Here is a 19,639-nt window from a genome sequence, read left to right as displayed (position 1 = left end):
CATCTGAAATAAAAATAGGTTCGTAGTGCGGACTTTAGTCCGCATCTGAGGACTAAAGTCCTCACTACAAACCATGTTCTAAAATATAAAGTAGTTCACACCAGAGGGATTGTCTTATGGTTCAGACAAAAACTAAATTAACATTTGCAGACTTCCTGCAAAAATACCCAGACGGATCTGGCATCTACGAACTTGTAAATGGGGAGATTGTCAAAGTCGAATCAATTAGAGCTGATAAAAATGTGGCAAGATTTCTAGTATGTGGCTTTAACGATGAAATCAGCCGCTTAGAACTTGACTATATTGTTGACAAAGATATAGTGATTAGAACAGTCAAAGCTTCAGGACAAGAACAAGGCAGAAATCCTGATGTTGGCGTGGTTAAAGCATCAGTATGGAATAGCAATGTACGTGGTTACGGAGCTCTTACCGAACCAATCCAATTAGCAGTAGAAGTTACCTCGACTAACTGGGAAGACGACTATGTTGATAAGCTAGATGAGTATCAACGGCTCGGCATTCGTGAGTATTGGATTGTGGACTATTTGGCGATCGCTTCTCGGGCTTATCTAGGCAATCCCAAAGTTCCCACCGTTTTCGTTTACTCTTTGGAAAATGACCGCTATGTAGTTCAAAGTTTTAGAGACAATCAGCGGATTATTTCCCCCACTTTTTCAGAATTGGAAATCACTGTCGAGCAAATTGTACTCAGCAGCCAAATTCAAACACTTTAGATAAATTAGATGAGCTTACACAGATAAATTTGATCGTTGATAGGAGTTTTTTATGTCTCGCTTGCATTCCTCCCTAGTCTGTGCTTTATTTTTGCTATTTCCCGGAAGTGCGATCGCCCAAATCATCCCAGACGGCAGCTTGGGCGCAGAAAGTTCGCGCACAATTCCCGATACGATCAACAATTTACCCTCAGATAGAATCACTGGCGGTGCAACTCGCGGCGTTAACCTCTTTCACAGCTTGCGCGAATTTAACATCCGTGAAGGGCGGGGAGCTTATTTTGCTAATCCCAGCGGAATTGCTAACATCTTCACCCGCGTCACGGGCGGTAAATCCTCAAATATTTTAGGAACTCTGGGAGTTTTAGGCAATGCTAATTTATTTTTAATTAACCCGAAAGGCATTGTATTCGGCCCGAATGCTAGGTTAGATTTGCGCGGTTCGTTTATCGGTTCAACTGCTGACAGTATTGTGTTTAATAACGGCTTTGAATTCAGCAGCAGCAACCCGCAAACATCACCGCTATTAACAGTTAATATTCCCGTGGGTTTAAGATTTCGAGACAGTCCTGGTACAATTGTCAATCAATCGACGGCGACGGGAAAGATTAACCTGCCAGCATCTTCCGTGCCAATTCCGATTACAGATAAAGTTGGTTTAGCCGTAGATCCAGGTCAAACTTTAGCACTGATTGGCGGCGACATCCAAATCCCAGGCGGCAATTTAACCGCCAATGGCGGACAAATTTTGCTCGGTAGTGCAGCCAGTCCCGGTTTAGTTAATTTGGCAATTACAGCGGGGGAAAATGGAAATTTAAGTTTAAATTATGAGAAAATTCAGAACTTCGGCAACATTCAAATATCCGATGGAACGCTCATAAATACCAGCGGCACCAGTGGCGGCAGAGTAGAGTTAAAAGGTGGAAATATCACCCTGAACGCTGCGCGATTTTATGCGATTACACTGGGCAATATTGATGGTAGAGGTATCGATATCAACGCCCAAAAGTTGCGATCGCAAAACGGCACGCAATTTTCTACTTTGACTTTAGGAGATGGTGCCGGAGGTAATATCAATTTCCGCGCTGCTGATTCAATAGAAATGAGCGGTCTGGGAGTTGATGCCTTTCAACAAGTGGCAATTACATATTTGGTATCGGGAACCACAGACCCGTTTGGCCCGCTATTTACGATGTTTAATGCTAGTGCAGGTGCTGGTGCTGGGGGGAGTATTACCTTCGATACCGGACGCTTGCTATTCAACAATGGGGTACTCGGTAGCGGGATAACTTTTGGTGCTGGCCGGGGCGGAAATTTGATTGTTCGCGCCAATACTTTTGAAATGGTGGGTTCTGGAGTCAACAACGGGACGACGAAAGAAAGTACCGGGGCGGGAGGAGGTATTAGTATTGATGTCAGTCGATTAATTATGCGCGACGGTTCTCTTCTGGGTACTACAAGTTACAGCAGCGGCCCGTCTGGGAGTATTAATATTAAAGCTGCTGAATCAATCGAATTGTCTAACAGCGGCCCGAAAACAGTTGTGTCAACCGGAATTAGCACACTAACTATCGGTTCTACCGGACGTGCTGGTAATATTAATGTTGATACCAAGCGGTTGAGTCTCTCTGGCGGTTCTGCGTTTACATTAGGAACGGGTGTTTTAGTTGGCAGGTTTTTGTTTTCTCAGGATGGCGGGCCTGCTGGAAATTTAACGGTTAGGGCTACTGAATCAGTAGAAATTTCAGGTATTTCTCAAGTTTTGACTAGCGGAATTCAGAATGCTAGCGCGCTGACTTCTGGCACTTTGAGTTCTAGTCGGGGCGGGGATATTCGTGTTGATACGCCCAGCCTCATTGTGCGGGATGGGGGGATAGTTTCTACGAGTTCTTTGGGTACGGGAGATGTGGGGAATATTACTGTTAATGCCGATCGCATTTTAGTCAGCGGCACCAGTAATAACGGTCTGTTTGTTAGTACAATTGATGCCTCGGTTGGCAAGACATTCGGTACTAATCCCAATGCTACAGCAAATGCCGGCTCGTTGAATTTGAATGCGCGCGATCGGCTAACTGTCACAAATGGAGCTACAATCACGGTGCAGGCTACGGGAACCGGACGCGCTGGTAATATCAATATTGTCGCAAGTTCGATCGCCCTTGACAACAAAGCCAGGATTGACGGTACAACTGTATCCGGTACCGGAGCAAATATTAACCTGCAAGCGCAAGACATCCAATTGCGGCGCGGAAGTCGAATTACCACCGATGCCGGTGTTTCTGAAGGTGGCAATATCAACATCAAAAGCAATACTTTGCTGGCTATTCCCCAAGAAAACAGCGATATCACAGCCAACGCCCGCACAGCAGCCGGCGGCCGCGTGAATGTGAATGTCCCCAACGTTTTTGGCTTTACAGCAGTTAGCCGCGAACAAGTCAGAAGCAGGTTGAATCTCAGTGACGCGCAATTTGCAGCTTTGCAAGTAAGTCCTACTTCTTTAGTTCCGAGTAGCGATATTGCGGCTATTTCCCAAAGTGCTGGCCCAGCTTTACAAGGGGCGGTAACATTTAGTTCTTCTGGGGTGAATCCCGCTCAAGGTTTAGTAGAGTTGCCGCAAAATGTTGTGAATCCGGCTGCGTTAATTGCGGCAAATCCCTGCATTGAAGGGCAAGAAAACGAGTTTACAGTTACTGGTCGGGGGGGAGTGCCACCGAGTCCTAATGATGCCCTCAGCAGTGCAGAAACACCGTTTATGTGGGTGGAAGAAGAAGGAAGAAGCAAGAAGGAAGAAGGCCCTTCGGCTTCGCTCAGGGTGAAAAGAAGGGAGGAAGAAGAAGGAAGAGGTAAGAGGGAAGAAGGAATGCGGGAAGAAATGGAGAAAAAAGCTCAAGAAGTTGTTCCGGCGCGGGGTTGGGTGGTGAATGCTCAAGGGGAAGTTACGCTGGTGGCTTCTGACGATGCGGGTCAATTTTCAGGGCGCACGAGGAATCCAGTGTCGGCTTGTCCGCCCCGATGATCTCAAAATAGCTTATGCTTAAAATTTTTTCGCCGAATGTCAGCTAACAATAGGTTAATTATGGTTTTCCAACATATCTTTTTCTGGCAACTATCCAAAATCAACGAACTAAAAAACCGGGACAAATACTATATTTCAGCAGCGATTTATCTTTTATTTGCGAGTTGTTACTTGTGCTTTTTTCCCGTTCGTGCGATCGCCCAAATCGTCCCCGACGGCAGCTTGGGCGCGGAAAGTTCGCGCATTGTTCCCGATACTATCAACAATTTACCCTCAGATAGAATCACTGGCGGTGCAACTCGCGGCGTTAATTTATTTCACAGCTTGCGCGAATTCAACATTAATGAAGGGCGGGGAGGCTATTTTGAAAATCCTAACGGAATTTCTAACATCTTCACCCGCGTTACGGGCGGTAACTCCTCAAATATTTTAGGAAATTTGGGAGTTCTAGGCAATGCTAATTTATTTTTAATTAACCCGAAAGGAATTGTTTTCGGCCCGAATGCACGGTTAGATTTACGCGGTTCATTTATGGGTTCAACTGCTAGCGGAGTTGTGTTTAATAATGGCTTTGAATTTAGTGCTGCTAATCCTAATGCAGTGCCATTGTTAGCGATTAACATTCCTGTGGGTTTAAGCTTTCGAGACAATCCCGGTGCAATTGTCAACGCTTCGAGAGTTACTCAAGTTATTGAAGGTACAGAAATACCAGTGGGTTTAGCAGTTACTCCCGGTCAAACCTTAGCATTGGTAGGAGGAAATTTAACTTTTGATAATGGTTTTGCGAGCGCTTTTAGCGGTAACATTCAATTAGGAAGCGTCGCCAGTCCGGGTTTGGTAAGCTTCAATATCACGCCCATAGGATTAGGTTTAGACTATACAAATATTTCCAAATTTGGCAACATTGAATTATCAGGTTTATCGGCGGTGACAGCGAGCGGGCCTGGTGGTGGCTCGATCGCACTCCGGGGCTCAAATGTGATTTTGCGCGATCGGGCTTCCCTAGTTTCCGATACATTGGGAAGTATCAACGGCCGCGATATTACAGTTGATGCAGCACAGTTAAGAATATTAGGCCAAGCCTTTATTTCAACTGGTACTACCGGGACGGGAGCCGGAGGAAATGTCAGCGTCCGTGCGACAGATGCTGTAGAAATTACAGGAATTGGATTTGATAACTTTCGGAGCAATGTTCTCGATGCCGGCACAACAGGAACTTCTAGCTTTTTAACCAGGCAAAGCGGCATAGCTGTCGGGACAGTGGGCGCGGGTGCGGCGGGGAATATTACAGTTGATACTAAGCAACTAATGCTCCGAGAAGGCGCGTTAATCATCAACCCGAGTTACGGTGCAGGAGCAGGGGGGAATGTGGCAATTAAAGCTTCTGAATCAGTCTCCGTCAGCGAATCGGGGCTGTTCACTACCGCGATCGATCGAGGTAGGGGAGGCAATTTAATAGTTGATACCGCAAAGCTAACTGTGCGTAATGGGTCAGTTATATCAAGCGCAACTGTGGGTGCAGGTGATGGTGGAAACTTAATCGTGAGAGCTTCTGACTCGGTGCTACTCACAGAATACCGATTAGATAGTTCCTTCGGTACTGGTATTATCACTAACAGTATTGGCGGTACGGGAAACGCGGGAAATATAGAAATTAATACACGCTCTGTACTGATAGAAGGGGGAACGTCGATCAGTTCTACCAGCGGAGTTGCATCTAGAACTGGTGTGATTCCTGCTATCGGCAGGGGTGGAAACCTTACCATAAATGCCACCGACTCTGTGACACTAACTGGTAGCAGCCAAAGTGACAGCTTATCCGCTGCTAATATTGCTCGCAGTCAATTAATTACCGGGACTGTTGCGGGTGGTAATTCTGGAGATTTGAGGATTAATACTAGGCGATTGACTCTTGAAGGTGCAGCGGCAATAGGAGCATCTACTCTAGGTGAGGGTAATGGCGGAAATATCATTGTCAATGCTTCGGAATCGGTAAAACTGATTGGAACCAAAGATAATTTCTCTGCTTCCGGTATAGCAACCGCTTCTGGAGAGATTGTGTATCAGACTTTATTTGGGCTTGCTCCCCCCACGGGCGCGGCGGGAAACATCAGCATTACTACCCCAAGCTTGACTATCCGGGATGGGGCGACGATCGCTGTTGGGAGTTTGGGATCGGGACGCAGTGGTAATATTAATGTTGTCGCAAGTTCGATCGCCCTCGACAACAAAGCCAGTATTGACGGCACGACTGTATCCGGTGTCGGGGCAAATATTAACCTGCAAGCGCGAAATATCCAGTTGCGACGCGGGAGCAGAATTACAACAGATGCAGGTACTTCTGAGGGTGGAAATATCAATATTAACAGCGATACTTTGGCTGCTTTACCCAAGGAAAATAGCGATATTACTGCGAATGCTCGCAGCGCAGCCGGTGGCCGCGTGAATGTCAATGTCCCCAATGTTTTGGGCTTTACGGCAGTCAGCCGCGAACAAGTGCGAGGCAATTTGGAATTAACAGATGTTCAATTTGCAGCTTTGCAAGTAAGTCCTACTTCTTTAGTTCCCACCAGCGACATTGCTGCTATTTCCCAAAACGCTGGCCCGGCTTTGCAAGGGGCGGTAACATTTAGTTCTTCTGGTGTGAATCCGGCTCAAGGTTTAGTAGAGTTGCCGCAAAATGTGGTGAATCCGGCTGCGTTAATTGCGGCAAATCCCTGCATTAAAGGGGCAAAAAGCGAGTTTACTATTACTGGAAAAGGGGGAGTGCCACCGAGTCCGAATGATGCCCTCAGCAGTGCAGAAACGCCGTTTCCGTGGGTGGAAGGTTCGGCAGCGAGCACTGTACGGGATTTAACGGATAGAGGAAAGAGGGAAGAAGCGGGGAAAAAAGATCGGGAAGTTGTTCCGGCGCGGGGTTGGGTGGTGAATACTCAAGGAGAAGTTACGCTGGTTGGAGACAATCGGGGTAATGCTGCTGACTCTCGCAATCCTCGATCGCATTCTGTTTGTCCGCCGCGCTGACAAGATGTTTTTTACTGCGGATCAACGCGGATAAATATTGGTGCTCATCTACGCTCCCACAGGTTTTGGTCTGGGGTTTTCAATCGATTTAAAATACAAGTGCTCTAAGCTTATATGAAGTTTACCCGATCGCTCCGACAAGCAATTATCTTATTTCTGATATCCTGTCTGCTAGCCGTGGCGATTCCTCCCGGAGTTGCCCAGATTCAGCCACCACAAGGAGTGCAGCTTCTGAGACAAGCTAAAACTCTCTACACTTCGGAACGTTTTTCGGAAGCTGTACCGCTGTTGCAGCAAGCGGCGGCGGCTTTTGAGGCAAAAGGTCAAAATCTCGATCGCGCCACGGCTTTGAGCAATTTAGCTGCCACCTACGGGCAGTTAACACTTTGGGAACCAGCAGAACAAGCTGTGAATGCTAGTTTATCAGTTGTGCGATCGCAACCGACAACTCCCGAACAACAGCGGATTTTGGCGGAAACTCTGAATATTCAAGGACAGATTAAACTCGAACGGGGGCAGACTCAAGAGGCGATCGACAATTTCGACTTAAGCGCTAAAATATTCGAGAAACTCGATCGCAAAAACCAACTTTTTCAAGTTCAAATCAATCAAAGTCGAGCGTGGGAAACTCTCGGACTTTACCCCAGAGCTTGCAAAATTCTGTTAGCTTCGTTCAAACTGGAAAACAAAACCTGTGAAATTTCAACTGCGGGTTTGGCAAGTTTAAAAAATCAGCCGATTTCCGTTGAAAACGTCCGGGGAATTAATGCTTTAGGGCGGGTGTTCCGAGTTTTAGGACAACTGGAACGATCGCAAGATTTGCTATTAGCAGGACTGGAAGCGGCGGGAAAATTGGGCGTTAGACAAGAGGAGGCGGCAATTTCTCTGAATCTGGGCAATACTGAACGGGCTAAAAGCAATAAACCGGGTTTGACTGTCCAACAGCGGACTGAGTTGGAACGCTCGGCCCTAGAATATTATGCTCGATCGGCCGCAGCAATTCCAGTGACATCGCCTCTACAAATTCAGGCGAAGTTGAACGAATTGAGTTTGTTAGTCGATCGCGAAAATTGGTCGGAGGCACAGGTTTTTTGGCGCTCCATCGAGCCTCAAGTCGCTCAACTTCCGTCAAATCGCGCCGGACTTTATGCTCAAATTAATCTGGCTCAAAGCTTGATGAAATTAGCTCAGTCGCCTGGTAAAACTTTGAGTTTAATTGATATTGACAAAATGCTCGATCGATCTCTCGAACCAGCGAACAGTTTGGGCGACAAACGAATACAAGCTTATATTATGGCAGCCAAAGGCAAACTATCGGAAATCCAAAAGCAGAATCAGCAGGCAGAAACGTTTACAAATCAGGCTTTGAGTTTAGCGCCGGCGTTTCAATCTCCCGATATTGCTTACCAATTGTTTTGGCAACTTGGGCGAATTCGGAAAGCTCAGGGAGATACAGAAGGGGCGATCGCCCAATATACTCAAGCTGTGAATGTACTGTCTTCTCTGCGGGGCGATTTGGTGACAGTCAATCCCGAAGTGCAATTTTCGTTTCGGGAAAGTGCCGAACCGGTTTATCGGGAATTAGTCGGGCTGCTTTTGGCAGAGGAATCTCCCAGTCAAGATAAGTTAAAGCAGGCGCGCCAAACGGTGGAATCTTTGCAGTTGGCGGAATTGGATAACTTTTTTCGGGATGCTTGTGCTGATGCTAAACCAAAGTCGATCGAGGAAATTGATCCGACAGCGGCGGTGATTTATCCGATTATTTTGAGCGATCGTTTGGAGGTAATTTTGTCAATTCCCGGCAAACCTCTGCGCCGCTACAGGACTAAGAAGTCTCAAGCCGAGTTAGAAACTGCTTTCAGACAAGCCAAAAATGCCATCAGGCCTGCTGCTTTTCCCCGTGACAGGTTGCCGCTTGTCCAACAGGTTTATGACTGGTTGATCCGCCCTGCGGAGGCCGATTTGACTGCCAGCGGGATTAAAACTCTGGTATTTGTACTCGACGGTAACATTCGCAATCTGCCGATGGCTGTGCTGCACGATGGCGAAAAGTTTTTGGTAGAAAAGTACAGTATTGCTTTAGCGCCGGGACTGCAATTGCTGGCACCGAAACCGCTGAGTCAAGTCAAGTTAAAAGTGCTTACCGCTGCCCTCTCGGAAGCGCGTCAAGGCTTCTCGGCTTTGCCGGGGGTGAAGCGGGAAATTGAACAAATTGCAGCGCAGATGCCGGCGAGCGGGCTGCTGAATCAAGATTTTGTGAGCGGGCGGTTGCACGATCGCATTAAAGCTTTGTCTTACCCGATCGTCCATTTAGCAACTCACGGTCAGTTTAGCTCGAATGCGGCGGATACTTTTATTGTGACTTGGGATCAGAAAGTGAATGTCAATGAGTTCGATCGGCTGCTGCGAGATCGCACTGGAGACAACCAACAGCCGATCGAGCTTTTGGTGTTGAGTGCTTGCGCGACGGCTTCGGGCGATAACCGGGCGGCTTTGGGTTTGGCTGGTGCCGCAATTCGATCGGGCGCCCGCAGCACCGCAGCCACGCTTTGGCAAGTCAACGACGAATCTACAGCTATTTTTATGACTGAGTTTTACAAGCAGCTTGCTTCTTCTAAAACCAGCAAAGCTGAAGCCCTCCGCAACGCTCAATTAACCTTGCTGAAAAACCGAGAGTATCAAAATCCCTATTTCTGGGCACCTTTCGTGCTCGTGGGGAATTGGCAATAATTTAAGACGGGCATGGGGCATGGGGCATGGGGCATAGGGCATAGGGCATGGGGCATTGGTCATTGGTCATTGGTCATTGGTCAACCCTTCTCTTTCCCAAGCTGTCAACTGTCAACTGTCAACTGGCCTGGGAAAAAATTTTCGCTATTTTTGCAATCTTGTCTAGGCTTGTTGCAGCCAATCCATTACCAAGAAACCGGGTTTCTGGGCGCTGCGTGTCAGTCTGGGAAAAATGCCAATTCCCAGTGGGGCATCGGGCATGGGGCATCGGGCATCGGGCATCGGGCATGGGGCATCGGGCATCGGGCATCGGGCATGGGGCATCGGGCATCGGGCATCGGGCTTGCAGTCAACCGTCAACTGACCAATACCAATGACCACCCTTCGGCTACGCGAGCGGGCAAGATGACCAATGACCAATGACCAATGACCAATGACCAATGACTAATCACTTAAATGCTTGGTTTTTTGTTAAAGATTGTAAACTGGTGACGAGTGCTTTTTGCATCTAATATTTTTTTTCGAGGAGTCCCATGAAGCAACTTTTGATTGCTGAGCGCTTTTGCCTGATTGCCCACGTCTTGTCAATGGCTTTTGGATTGGCAGGGTTACTGCTGATTTTACCCCGTCCCGAATTGGTGATGAGTTTACCGCCCGCTGGGCAAACTTTGTTCCAGTGGGGGATGGCTGGGGGTGGAGTAGTTTATATCATTTTTGGTGCAGCCGCGGTTGCTCTCTATGCCTTTCGGACGTTGGGTACGAGTACAACTCTGGCATTTTTGCTGCCTTCTGTGTTTTTGTCCTTGGGTAGCGAATTGTTGGGAACGAGTACCGGTTTTCCCTTCGGTAACTACCACTATTTGAGCGGTTTGGGTTACAAAGTTGCAGGGCTGGTGCCGTTTACAATTCCCCTGTCGTGGTTTTATCTAGGACTGGTTTCATACATAATTGCTCGCGCTGGAGTCGCTGGTGGTAAAGGTGAACTCAACTGGGTGCGCCAAATAGGGGCGATCGCCCTTGGTGCTTTGCTGCTGACAGCTTGGGATTTTGTACTAGATCCGGCGATGAGTCAAACTTCTATGCCTTTTTGGGAGTTTGAGGAACTTGGAGCTTTCTTCGGGATGCCTTACCGCAATTTGGCGGGCTGGATGGGCACTGGCGCTGTGTTTATGTCCGTAGCAGCTTTCTTCTGGAGAAAAAGCTCGATTAAATTAGAGCGAGCTGAATTGGGTTTGCCGTTAATTGTTTATTTGGTAAACTTTGCTTTCGGAGCAATTATCACTGTAACTTCCTTGGATTCTCGGTTCTGGTTCCCGACATCGCTAGCTGTGCTTCTGGGTGTAGTTCCGGCGATCGCCTTAAGCTGGATCGCTAAACCCGCAGTAGATGACGTAACAGAAGCAATTCCGTCTTTAGAATCTGCTCTCAAAGCTGAAATTCCATCTCAGCGCGTGGGCGCTTTGCGTAAGTAAGCGGCTGATGTGCGATCGCGGCTGATTTGGCGAAAATTTACACGAAATTTTGAGCTAATTTAAAAACCCGGTTTCTACCAGAGACCGGGTTTTTCAGCAGCAATATTTTCATGCCCAATTCCTGTAATATGTTTGAAGCCAAAATTTTATTAAGTTTTTTAAATTGATACCAGCCGTAATTCCCAATTCTTCAATTTAAAATCTAAAATCGTTCGACTCAGCGAAGTCGCAGTCTAAAATCGTTCGACTCAGCGAAGTCGAAGTCTAAAATCTAAAATCCTATGATCGCCCCCAACCACATCCCAAATCTCTTGACAAGCATCATCCCTGTCGCGCTCCTGCTGCTGCAATTACCCGCCGCCGCCATTTTAATGTCGCGATTGATCAAAGGCCCATCGCGCATCCCGCCCCTAGAACCCGATTCGCCGACGCTGGACTTGTTGGGCGCTTGTACGGCGGTAGTGCCGACTTTGAACGAAGCAGAGAGAATTGCGCCTTGTTTGGAAGGATTGAGCCGCCAAAGTTACGAGCTCCGGGAGGTTGTGGTTGTTGACAGCTATTCGGTAGACGGAACAGGGGATTTAGTCAAAGCTGCCGCCGAAAAAGACCCGCGGTTTCGCTTGATTAACGACGATCCGCTACCGGCGGGCTGGGTGGGGCGTCCGTGGGCGCTGAATGCGGGTTTTTTGGCAAGTTCCGAGAAGTGCGAGTGGATTTTGGGCATCGATGCGGATACTCAGCCGCATCCGGGTTTGATTGCGAGTTTGCTGAAAACGGCTGCTGCTGGAAATTATGATTTGATTTCGCTATCACCGCAGTTTATCCTCAAGTATCCGGGCGAGTTGTGGCTGCAACCTGCGCTGTTAATGACTTTGGTTTATCGGTTCGGGCCGACGGGGACTGGCGGAGATGTGCCGGAACGGGTGATGGCGAACGGTCAGTGTTTCTTGTGTAAGCGCGAGGTTTTGGTGGCTTTAGGGGGCTATGAGGTCGCAAAAGGTTCTTTTTGCGATGATGTGACTCTGGCTCGCTATGCTGCTGCTAAGGGCTTTAAGGTGGGGTTTTTGGATGGGGCGAAGGTTTTGAAGGTGCGGATGTATGAGGGGGCGATCGAGACTTGGAACGAGTGGGGGCGATCGCTCGATTTGAAAGATGCTGCTTCTCGCGGTCAAATTTGGGGCGATTTGTGGCTGTTGCTGGCGGTTCAAGGTTTGCCGGTGCCGATCGTCCTGTACTATTTGCTATCTGGTTCTGTGCCGGCGGTTGGCGTGTTTCCGCACTTTTGGCTGTGGGGATTGAACGTGTTTTTGGTGGCGGTGCGATCGGCTTTGTGTTTTGCGATCGCTCCTTCGTACGATCGCACTCAGGCATCGGGTAAATGGCTGTTTTGGCTGTCACCTTTAGCCGATCCGTTAGCGTTTGTGCGAATTCTGATTTCTGCGTTTAATCAGCCTACTCAGTGGCGCGGCCGCAAGTATAGTTAGTGAATGACCGACAATGTAGCAGATTCCTTTCAAGATATGAGAGCTAATGAATGCAAGATCTCTGGTAATTGCTCACCCGCGTACCTCACTTAATCGAGCAAGGCCATATCACACACAAATATTGTTAAAAAATGTCAGCTTTATGAGCATAGTCTGTCAATTAATTAGTTGGCTTTTATCAATTTACTTTTCTGTCTGCTTCGGAGTGTTCTTATTCGCTTCCTATACAGAAAGCAAGATTTACCAGGCAGGAGCTTTGGCTTGGTTCATCATGCTGTTAGCCGTCTTTCCTCCCTTCCACTACTTCCTTGAACAAAAATATGATTTGAAAATCCACTGGGTATTCAAAGTAATCATATTATCCTGTTGTTACATATCCTTAATGCGATATCTTTAGATTTTTTAAAGCATAAGAGCAAAAGTATTTGTAGGGTGCGTCGAAGAAAGAAAATTCCTAAATTCAATCGACAATTTCATGGCGACGCACCTTACACAATTATTGGGCGGAGTGAAACGGAGGGTTGTTTGCACGGGCTATTGAAGAATCTAGGTGCGTCGCTCGCTCGATTATCGATTTTTCTTGAGGAATTTTCAATGGCGACACACCCTACAGATCCCTTCTCGATTGAAACGTCCGACAATTTCAAAAATAGCAGGCGGTTTCAACCGCCGTCTTAATCTTTTCAAGCCTTCAGCAGCGCTTTAGAGGCTGATTCGCCTGCGAGTCGGAGTTGCCGCTTCAATTGCAGGTTAAGCAGCACCAAGACAGTCCACTGGCCGAGTATCGAGAGCAAAATGGTATGTGCTGACGCGCTCTCCAGAATCGAGCCCCCAAAGACTGAAAAGACCCAAATTAAAGGAGCTTTTTCTGGAGTGACGGAAAGCATACACAAAATAATTGGCGGCAAAATGATAGCGCCTCCGACTGTACAGGCTGCCCAAATTTCCTGGTTTCTGATTTTTGCAAATAGGAATAGCTGGGTGAGGGCGCTGTAAATTAGGATGAGATTTATGAAGGCGATGGTGGCGGGAAAAGCGTTTTCATTCATCATTAGGAAAGGTGTTATAATCAGTGTTGAACCGATCAGATTGATTGCCATTGCCAATGATGCCGGACTTTTTTCGCTCCAAATTAAATCGAGTATCGGATATCTGCGCCACAATTTACGACTGCTAGGAACGATTTGTTGGCGATATCTCGCCCAATCGTACAAAGCTTGTCTTTCCGGCGTTAAAGCCGCAATCAAAGCTAAAAACACCATCAAATTTGGAATCCACAAACAGATGATACTGTTAAGCCCGTACCCCCTATTTATTGATTGAAGTGCAAATCCTAAAATTATTGACTGATAGCAAATCACCAGCAAATAACTTTGCTTCTTACTCAAAACAGTGGCGATCGGGTTGGGAAAGCGACGTTGCCATCCCTGCCACATCCAGTACGTTGCAACCGCAGCAATCAATAAAGATAAGGCGGTACAAGCCAAAATATTTTCGCCAACCTGCAAATAAAACCATTCGAGATTGTTGAATTTTTCAATGAACCGACCAGGGTTAGAATCGGATGGCGAATAAACTTGATAAACTACCTGTTTGAAGACAGCAGCCGGAGACAAGAATGTTAGCAAATCAGCAGCATTGCCGACTAACGGTGCATAAAAAGCTGTGGTAATAAAAGTCAAAACCGCAGCGCTAGCCAACCAAGGTTGAAACCCTCCTAACCAACTGGTTGTTAAGCCAAATAGCATTGCGCCACTGTAGAATAAAGCACAGCTAGTTACCATTGCTATGTCGAAACATAAAATATGATGCAGAGGTATTTGAGCTGCTAATCCGCTGTAGATGTGCAGCGGTAGAGTCAGAATTGCTGCTAGATACAGTAAAATTGGGACGCCGAGAATTTTTCCAATAAAAATTGTGGTGGCAGACTGGGGACTGAGGCGAATAAAGTTGAGCGTGCCTCGGCGTTCCTCTTTGTCTAAGTCGCTGACGAGCAGATAAGTGCCTGCTACTAATAGTGCGAGCGCGCTAAATATGCTCAAGTAAACGAATATTTCTAGCCACCAATAGGGCCAGTTAATGATAAAGTTTCCCGTCGCATCTTGGATACACTTGATTCCGTCACCTTTGGTGTTGCCGTCAAATCCAGTGCAGAATTGGTGATGAGTGGGGTAATTGCCCTCAGAGACGGGAGGGACAATGGGTATCTGGGCGCGCCAAGACAAAAACAGCACCAGTTGACTGCTGAGGGAAAGGACGCTGGCGATCGCAATATTGCCCATTTTCAGGCGGCCTTTGAGTTCTCGAAATAACTGGGAATTCCAGTTACCGATTGTGTCTAGCAAGTTGAGTCTCATAGGTAATTGTTTTGAGTAGTGAGTGAAGAATTAGAATTGGGGAGATTTATTTAAGATGCTTGTTTATGTCCCATTTTCAGGAAGATAGTTTCTAAATCTTCTTGAGTGCAGTGAAATTCGGTGAGGGGAATGTTAGCATTGACGAGCGATCGCAATAAATTAGCTGCATCTTCCCGGCTTCCAGAAAAATGAGCGCACACCTGCTGATTTTCCGGCAATATTTCCCAACTTTCTACCCAAGGAAAGTTTTTTAATTCCGATGTCAGCGCTGCTAAATCACCCAAAGTTGCCATGAAAATTTGCTGTTTTCCCAGGCGTTTGTAAAGTTCTTGCAAAGGGGCGCTTTCGACAAGATAACCGAGTTCCATAATCCCTACCCAGGTGCAAAGTTCGGCTAAATCGCTGAGAACGTGGGATGATATGACTACAGTCATCCCGGCTTGTTGCACAGCTTTGATAATTTCGCGAAATTGCGATCGCGCGATCGGATCTAAACCCGAAACCGGTTCGTCCAACAGCAGCAACAGCGGTTCGTGAATAATAGTGCGCCCCAAACTCAGGCGCTGTTTCATCCCCCGCGACAGAGTGGAAATTAAGCTGTTGCGCTTGTTGGTTAATTGCACGAGTTCTAACACTGCATAGATGCGTTCTCGGCGACGGGGCTGCCGCAAGTTGTATAATCGGGCAAAGTAATCTAAATAATCCCACACAGTCAAGTCGTCGTAAAGGGGAAAGTCATCGGGCAGAAAGCCGATGTGCTGTTTGAGAGTGGGGTTAGCTCGATCGCGCAACAAGCGCTTACCGTTGATATAAATTTCCCCTGTAGTCGGTTCTTCAGCGGAGGCCAACATTCGCAGCAAAGTAGTTTTGCCAGCACCGTTGGGGCCGATGAGCCCGCAGATTTCTCCGGCGGCGACTTGCAAATCGATGTCATTGACGGCAATATGGCGATCGAATTGTTTGGTGAGTCCGCGAGTGTCTATTGCTAATTCTTTTGCCATATTTTAAAGGCGAGTGAAATTTGCTGCGGTGCATCCCTAGTTCCAAAGCTTGCAACTAGCTTAGCCTTTTAATACAGCAGTTGTCATCGGTATTTCGCAAAATAAATTGTTAAGTATTAAAAAGATTTTGAGTTTTGGTATGGTTGGGCAAAAGGTAATTAATAATTGGTAAACTTATTGCGTGATTTTTTGAGCAATGGGGAAACCGCAGATCGAGGCAGATAAACACAGATACACGCAGATATTTTTCAAGATATGAAATGGTAAGACTTTAGAAGAATTATCTACAGGTTTGTGATTGGAAAACAGATAACGCATTTACAGCAGCCCCATATCTTTGAAGCAACGGCGCGTTAACTCGATTCTAGCTGCTCCATCCTTTGTACTGCGAATGTCAATGTTTGTGGCAAAAAAGTAAGCAGTTTTATTCTGCTCTAAATAACCGACATACCAGCCGATTTGATCCTTTGTTTGTTCTCCAAAGCCGGCCCAGCCTGTTTTTGCCCTGATTGTGTAATCGGGAGTTTGTTCGACAATCATGATATCTTTAACTAGAGAGATCGATCGCTCGGAAAAGGGTAAGTCGTTGTTTTGGAGACGGCGCAAGAATTGAATTTGCTGGTTGGGTGTGATTCGCAGTTCTCCTTCTAACCAAAATTTATCAATATCATCTTTTTTTCCAATGTTTTGGTTGCCATAATCGGCTTTGGCTACCCATTTTTGCATTTGTTCGTGTCCGACTCGGCGCGCGAGAACTTGGTAAAACCAGACGGCGGAAAGTTTGATGGCTTCTCTCATATTCAAGTCTCGATTCCAGGCGGGAATTTGCCTTTGAATTCCATCCCAAGTTAGAATTGCAAGTTCATTGGCAATTACGCCTGTTTCTAAGGCAATCAGAGAGTTGAGAATCTTAAATGTAGATGCGGGTAAAAAAGCTGTGCTGTTGCGCTGCGGGTTGTGTTGGTAAAGCCGATCGCCCTTCAAGTCGCAAATGGCGATCGCCCCTTCAACTCCCAGCTCTTGAAAATGCCGTGCAAAATTCACTGTCTGAGCCACATCTCCACGCCCTCGCAGAGATTCCAGGGCTGGAGTTGGCGCGGTTAAGGCCGATTGCTGTGTCTGAACTATAACAGCAGTAATGCAGCTTAATACAATTACAATCAGAGCGATCGCGCGAAATGTTCGGTTCATAAACTTTGTTTGATTCAATTCGAGGAAACCGCAGATGAACACAGATGAACGCAGATAATTGTGATTCCTCAACTATAAAACTGCCATTGCAGTTAAGGCAACTAAGCAGCTTAACTGAATTGCTAAACTCACTATCCGAAACTTGGGATCGAGGCCGGCGATGTGAACTATTGAATGCACCAGCCGAAATACGATGTACGCAACAATCAGCGAATCTACGGCTGTTCCTGAGACGCCCCTAACTGTTAGCAGGAAAACAACTCCCAAATACAAAGGCAAGTTTTCTATTAAGTTGGATTGTACTCGAAATAGTCGCCACAGCAAGCTTTCATCGTTCTGTGTTCCGAAATCTTTGGGAGATCCGCCCGCAGATAGATGCCGAATCCTGACTGCTATCAGCAGGATGACGACTGCGATCGTCCACAAAATGAAAATTGCTAAACCCCAGAGAGGGAAAGTCATATTTGTCGGTTCAATTTGCATGATCTTTCTACCTTGCGAAACTATCGCACCATTGTATCGAGCAAGCGTTCGATCGCGCCCGGTAGATTTTCGCAAAAACCGGTGTGTACCCGCGATGTCTGAACGATCGTGCTGCGGGGCGCTACGAGCCAGTGAAAGCGCTCTCTGTGGGGAAGTTGACCGATCGCGCCAGATTCCTTGCCGCCCGCACAAATGACGGGAATGACCGCTAGGTGGTTGCGAATCAGTTCCAGATCCAAGGTTGAGTCGATCGCCATCAAGCGCTGTTCGTCAATTTCGATGCGGGCTTCGAGGAATTTTTTTGCACCGCAAGAAACAATGGCGCCGACGTTGACAAACTCTTCGCGCTCGACTTTGGGAACGACGCGGATAATCGCGTAATCATACAGACATCGATCGGGCACTAATCGCTTCCTCCAAAAAAATATGTGGTGATTCTAACCGGTTTAGCAGGTACTCGGTATAAGCATCGCGATGTTGGTTGCTGTCGCTGAAGGGAGAACCTGCTACCAGCCAACTATCAGGAATCAGTTTAACGATGCTGCGAATGATGTCCGCTGTTAGCATCTGAGTCATTTTTAAATCTGCCGCTTCGAGGGTGCTAGCAAAGCGCAGCAAAACGTGGTCTTTGATGGCGGGAAAACGATCGCGGCTGCGCGATCGATAATCTTTCCAAGTATGATGGAAGTACATAGCTGCACCGTGATCGATCAGCCAAAGCCGGCGGTGCCATACCAGCATATTTGCATTGCGCGGCGTGCGATCGATATTGGTCGCAAAAGCATCGAACCAGACAATTTCTGAGGCAAGATCCGCCTCGGATTTGCCTGCTACCGGGTCAAAGGTGATGGAACCGGGGAGATAGTCGAGGGCGAGGTTGAGGCCAGCACTGGCGCGAATTAAATCTTGAATTTCCGGATCGGGCTCAGTGCGAGCGAGTTCGGGATCGAGTTCCACAAACACGAGTTCGGGGATTGGTAGCCCGGAGGCGCGCGCAATTTCCCCCGCTACGAGCTCCGCGATCAGAGATTTGGCTCCCTGGCCCGCACCGCGAAATTTGAGCACGTACAAACCATCATCGTCGGCTTCGACGATCGCCGGTAGCGAGCCGCCCTCCCGCAAGGGAGTGACATATCTGGTAGCAGTTACTGTTCGCAAGCTGGGACTCATGCTATTTTCGCTTTTCGATTTTTGATTTTCGATTGAAGAATTGGGCATAACTGATTCTCAATATCCAGTAGTTAAAAAGTCCATTATTTACATAATTTTTGCTGTTGTACGTCACGTAAAATTTTAATCGCTGCGGACTTTGTATCTTGTATTTTATCAGGTGCATCGTTATGAGATTGTCGATTTTTTGGGGATTTTTTTGATGGCGGCGCCGCAGGATTTGCGCCCATCCACACTGAAACCGACCTTTCGGCTACGGAAATGACGGCAATTCGCAAAGCACTGGATTTTATGTTGCACAAACAGGAACCGTATCCGGCTTTTGCGATCGATCGCTATTGGAACTTAGTGTTAACTAACGATGCTGCCGATCGACTGCTGGCTGCTTTTATCGACTTAGAAACGTTGCAGAGTCAGTTTTGCCAAGATGGAAAAGTCAATTTGATGCGAGTGATGTTTCATCCCCAAGGGTTGCGCCCGTTTGTGGTGAATTGGGAGGACTTTGCAGGGCCTTTGCTGCGACGGGTGCATCGTGAAGCAATGAGCACGCCCTATGGTTCCATGAACGAAGCAGCTCAACATGGGTTAGTAAATGCTAACGGGCAGAGCGATCGATCTGTTGAACTGTTCTATGAACTGATGAGCTATCCGGGTGTCTCTGATATTTGGCAAACCTCAAACCGAGTTGCACAAAGCACTCTGCTGCTGACTGTCCACCTCAAGCGACATCCGTTAGAGTTGCAGTTCTTTTCAACGATCGCCACTTTAGGCACTTCTTACGATATCACTTTGCAAGAATTGCGAATTGAATGTTTATTTCCCGCAGATGAGGCAACAGAGCAAAGTTGGAAATAATTTGTGTTACCGCTGGATTGCTAACTCTTCAATCGCAGTTCTAGCCTTTCGAGTTCCGGCTCTGGAATCTCAGTTATCAGATCGTTGGCGTTAAGGAGAGGACTTCCTAGAAAGAAGCAGAA

At 47.2% G+C, this 19,639-nt stretch carries 14 protein-coding genes; 8 read left to right on the top strand and 6 right to left on the bottom strand.

Annotated elements, in window-relative coordinates; translation table 11 throughout:
- Window positions 1-116: 116 nt before the first annotated feature.
- The 7 genes from QUB68_RS22510 (at window position 117) to cruG (ending at window position 12,460) form a co-directional block, all read left to right on the top strand.
- Entirely contained in the window at window positions 117-734 is a 618-nt protein-coding gene (locus QUB68_RS22510) for a Uma2 family endonuclease (protein WP_332996608.1), read from the top strand.
- 52 nt (window positions 735-786) lie between these two features.
- Window positions 787-3,750 (top strand): two-partner secretion domain-containing protein, encoded by a 2,964-nt coding sequence (locus tag QUB68_RS22505; RefSeq protein WP_332996606.1) that lies wholly within the window; start codon window positions 787-789, stop codon window positions 3,748-3,750.
- Between the two features lie 60 nt (window positions 3,751-3,810).
- A complete protein-coding gene (locus QUB68_RS22500) occupies window positions 3,811-6,774 on the top strand; it encodes a two-partner secretion domain-containing protein (RefSeq protein WP_332996605.1) in 2,964 nt (987 codons plus the stop codon).
- Between the two features lie 114 nt (window positions 6,775-6,888).
- Entirely contained in the window at window positions 6,889-9,504 is a 2,616-nt protein-coding gene (locus QUB68_RS22495) for a CHAT domain-containing protein (protein WP_332996603.1), read from the top strand.
- Window positions 9,505-9,654: 150 nt separating this feature from the next.
- Complete coding sequence (locus tag QUB68_RS22490) at window positions 9,655-9,927, top strand: hypothetical protein (RefSeq protein ID WP_332996601.1); 273 nt, start codon at window positions 9,655-9,657, stop codon at window positions 9,925-9,927.
- Between the two features lie 110 nt (window positions 9,928-10,037).
- Window positions 10,038-10,976: a gamma-carotene 1'-hydroxylase CruF gene (cruF, locus tag QUB68_RS22485; RefSeq protein WP_332996599.1), complete on the top strand. Its 939-nt coding sequence runs from the start codon at window positions 10,038-10,040 to the stop codon at window positions 10,974-10,976.
- A gap of 281 nt (window positions 10,977-11,257) precedes the next feature.
- Window positions 11,258-12,460, top strand: coding sequence for a 2'-O-glycosyltransferase CruG (cruG, locus tag QUB68_RS22480; protein WP_332996598.1), 1,203 nt, complete (start codon window positions 11,258-11,260; stop codon window positions 12,458-12,460).
- A 683-nt stretch (window positions 12,461-13,143) separates the two neighbouring features.
- Here the strand turns inward: cruG and QUB68_RS22475 are convergent.
- The 6 genes from QUB68_RS22475 to QUB68_RS22450 all read right to left on the bottom strand — a co-directional run bounded on the left by QUB68_RS22475 (window position 13,144) and on the right by QUB68_RS22450 (window position 18,710).
- The gene (locus tag QUB68_RS22475; protein WP_332996596.1) at window positions 13,144-14,817 is read right to left on the bottom strand and encodes a hypothetical protein; all 1,674 of its coding nucleotides are present in this window, start codon (window positions 14,815-14,817) and stop codon (window positions 13,144-13,146) included.
- A gap of 50 nt (window positions 14,818-14,867) precedes the next feature.
- Window positions 14,868-15,818, bottom strand: coding sequence for an ABC transporter ATP-binding protein (locus QUB68_RS22470; protein WP_332996594.1), 951 nt, complete (start codon window positions 15,816-15,818; stop codon window positions 14,868-14,870).
- A 318-nt stretch (window positions 15,819-16,136) separates the two neighbouring features.
- Complete coding sequence (gene blaOXA, locus QUB68_RS22465) at window positions 16,137-17,009, bottom strand: class D beta-lactamase (protein ID WP_332996593.1); 873 nt, start codon at window positions 17,007-17,009, stop codon at window positions 16,137-16,139.
- A 72-nt stretch (window positions 17,010-17,081) separates the two neighbouring features.
- Window positions 17,082-17,492 carry an MAPEG family protein gene (locus QUB68_RS22460; RefSeq protein ID WP_332996591.1) on the bottom strand — a complete coding sequence of 137 codons (411 nt, stop codon included), beginning with the start codon at window positions 17,490-17,492 and terminating at the stop codon, window positions 17,082-17,084.
- Between the two features lie 20 nt (window positions 17,493-17,512).
- Window positions 17,513-17,896 carry a DUF3037 domain-containing protein gene (locus QUB68_RS22455; RefSeq protein WP_332996589.1) on the bottom strand — a complete coding sequence of 128 codons (384 nt, stop codon included), beginning with the start codon at window positions 17,894-17,896 and terminating at the stop codon, window positions 17,513-17,515.
- Entirely contained in the window at window positions 17,874-18,710 is an 837-nt protein-coding gene (locus tag QUB68_RS22450) for a HipA family kinase (RefSeq protein ID WP_332996588.1), read from the bottom strand. The genes QUB68_RS22455 and QUB68_RS22450 overlap by 23 nt, the downstream gene beginning before the upstream one ends.
- Window positions 18,711-18,923: 213 nt before the next feature.
- Between QUB68_RS22450 and QUB68_RS22445 the strand changes: the two genes are divergently transcribed.
- On the top strand, window positions 18,924-19,517 hold the full coding sequence (locus QUB68_RS22445) for an MmyB family transcriptional regulator (protein WP_332996586.1): 594 nt from the start codon (window positions 18,924-18,926) through the stop codon (window positions 19,515-19,517).
- Window positions 19,518-19,639 lie beyond the last annotated feature (122 nt).

It is taken from the genome of Microcoleus sp. A006_D1, from assembly GCF_036702805.1.
Lineage (GTDB): Bacteria > Cyanobacteriota > Cyanobacteriia > Cyanobacteriales > Microcoleaceae > Microcoleus.
Note: the sequence above shows the minus strand (reverse complement) of the source record. Positions and strands in the feature narration are given on the sequence as shown.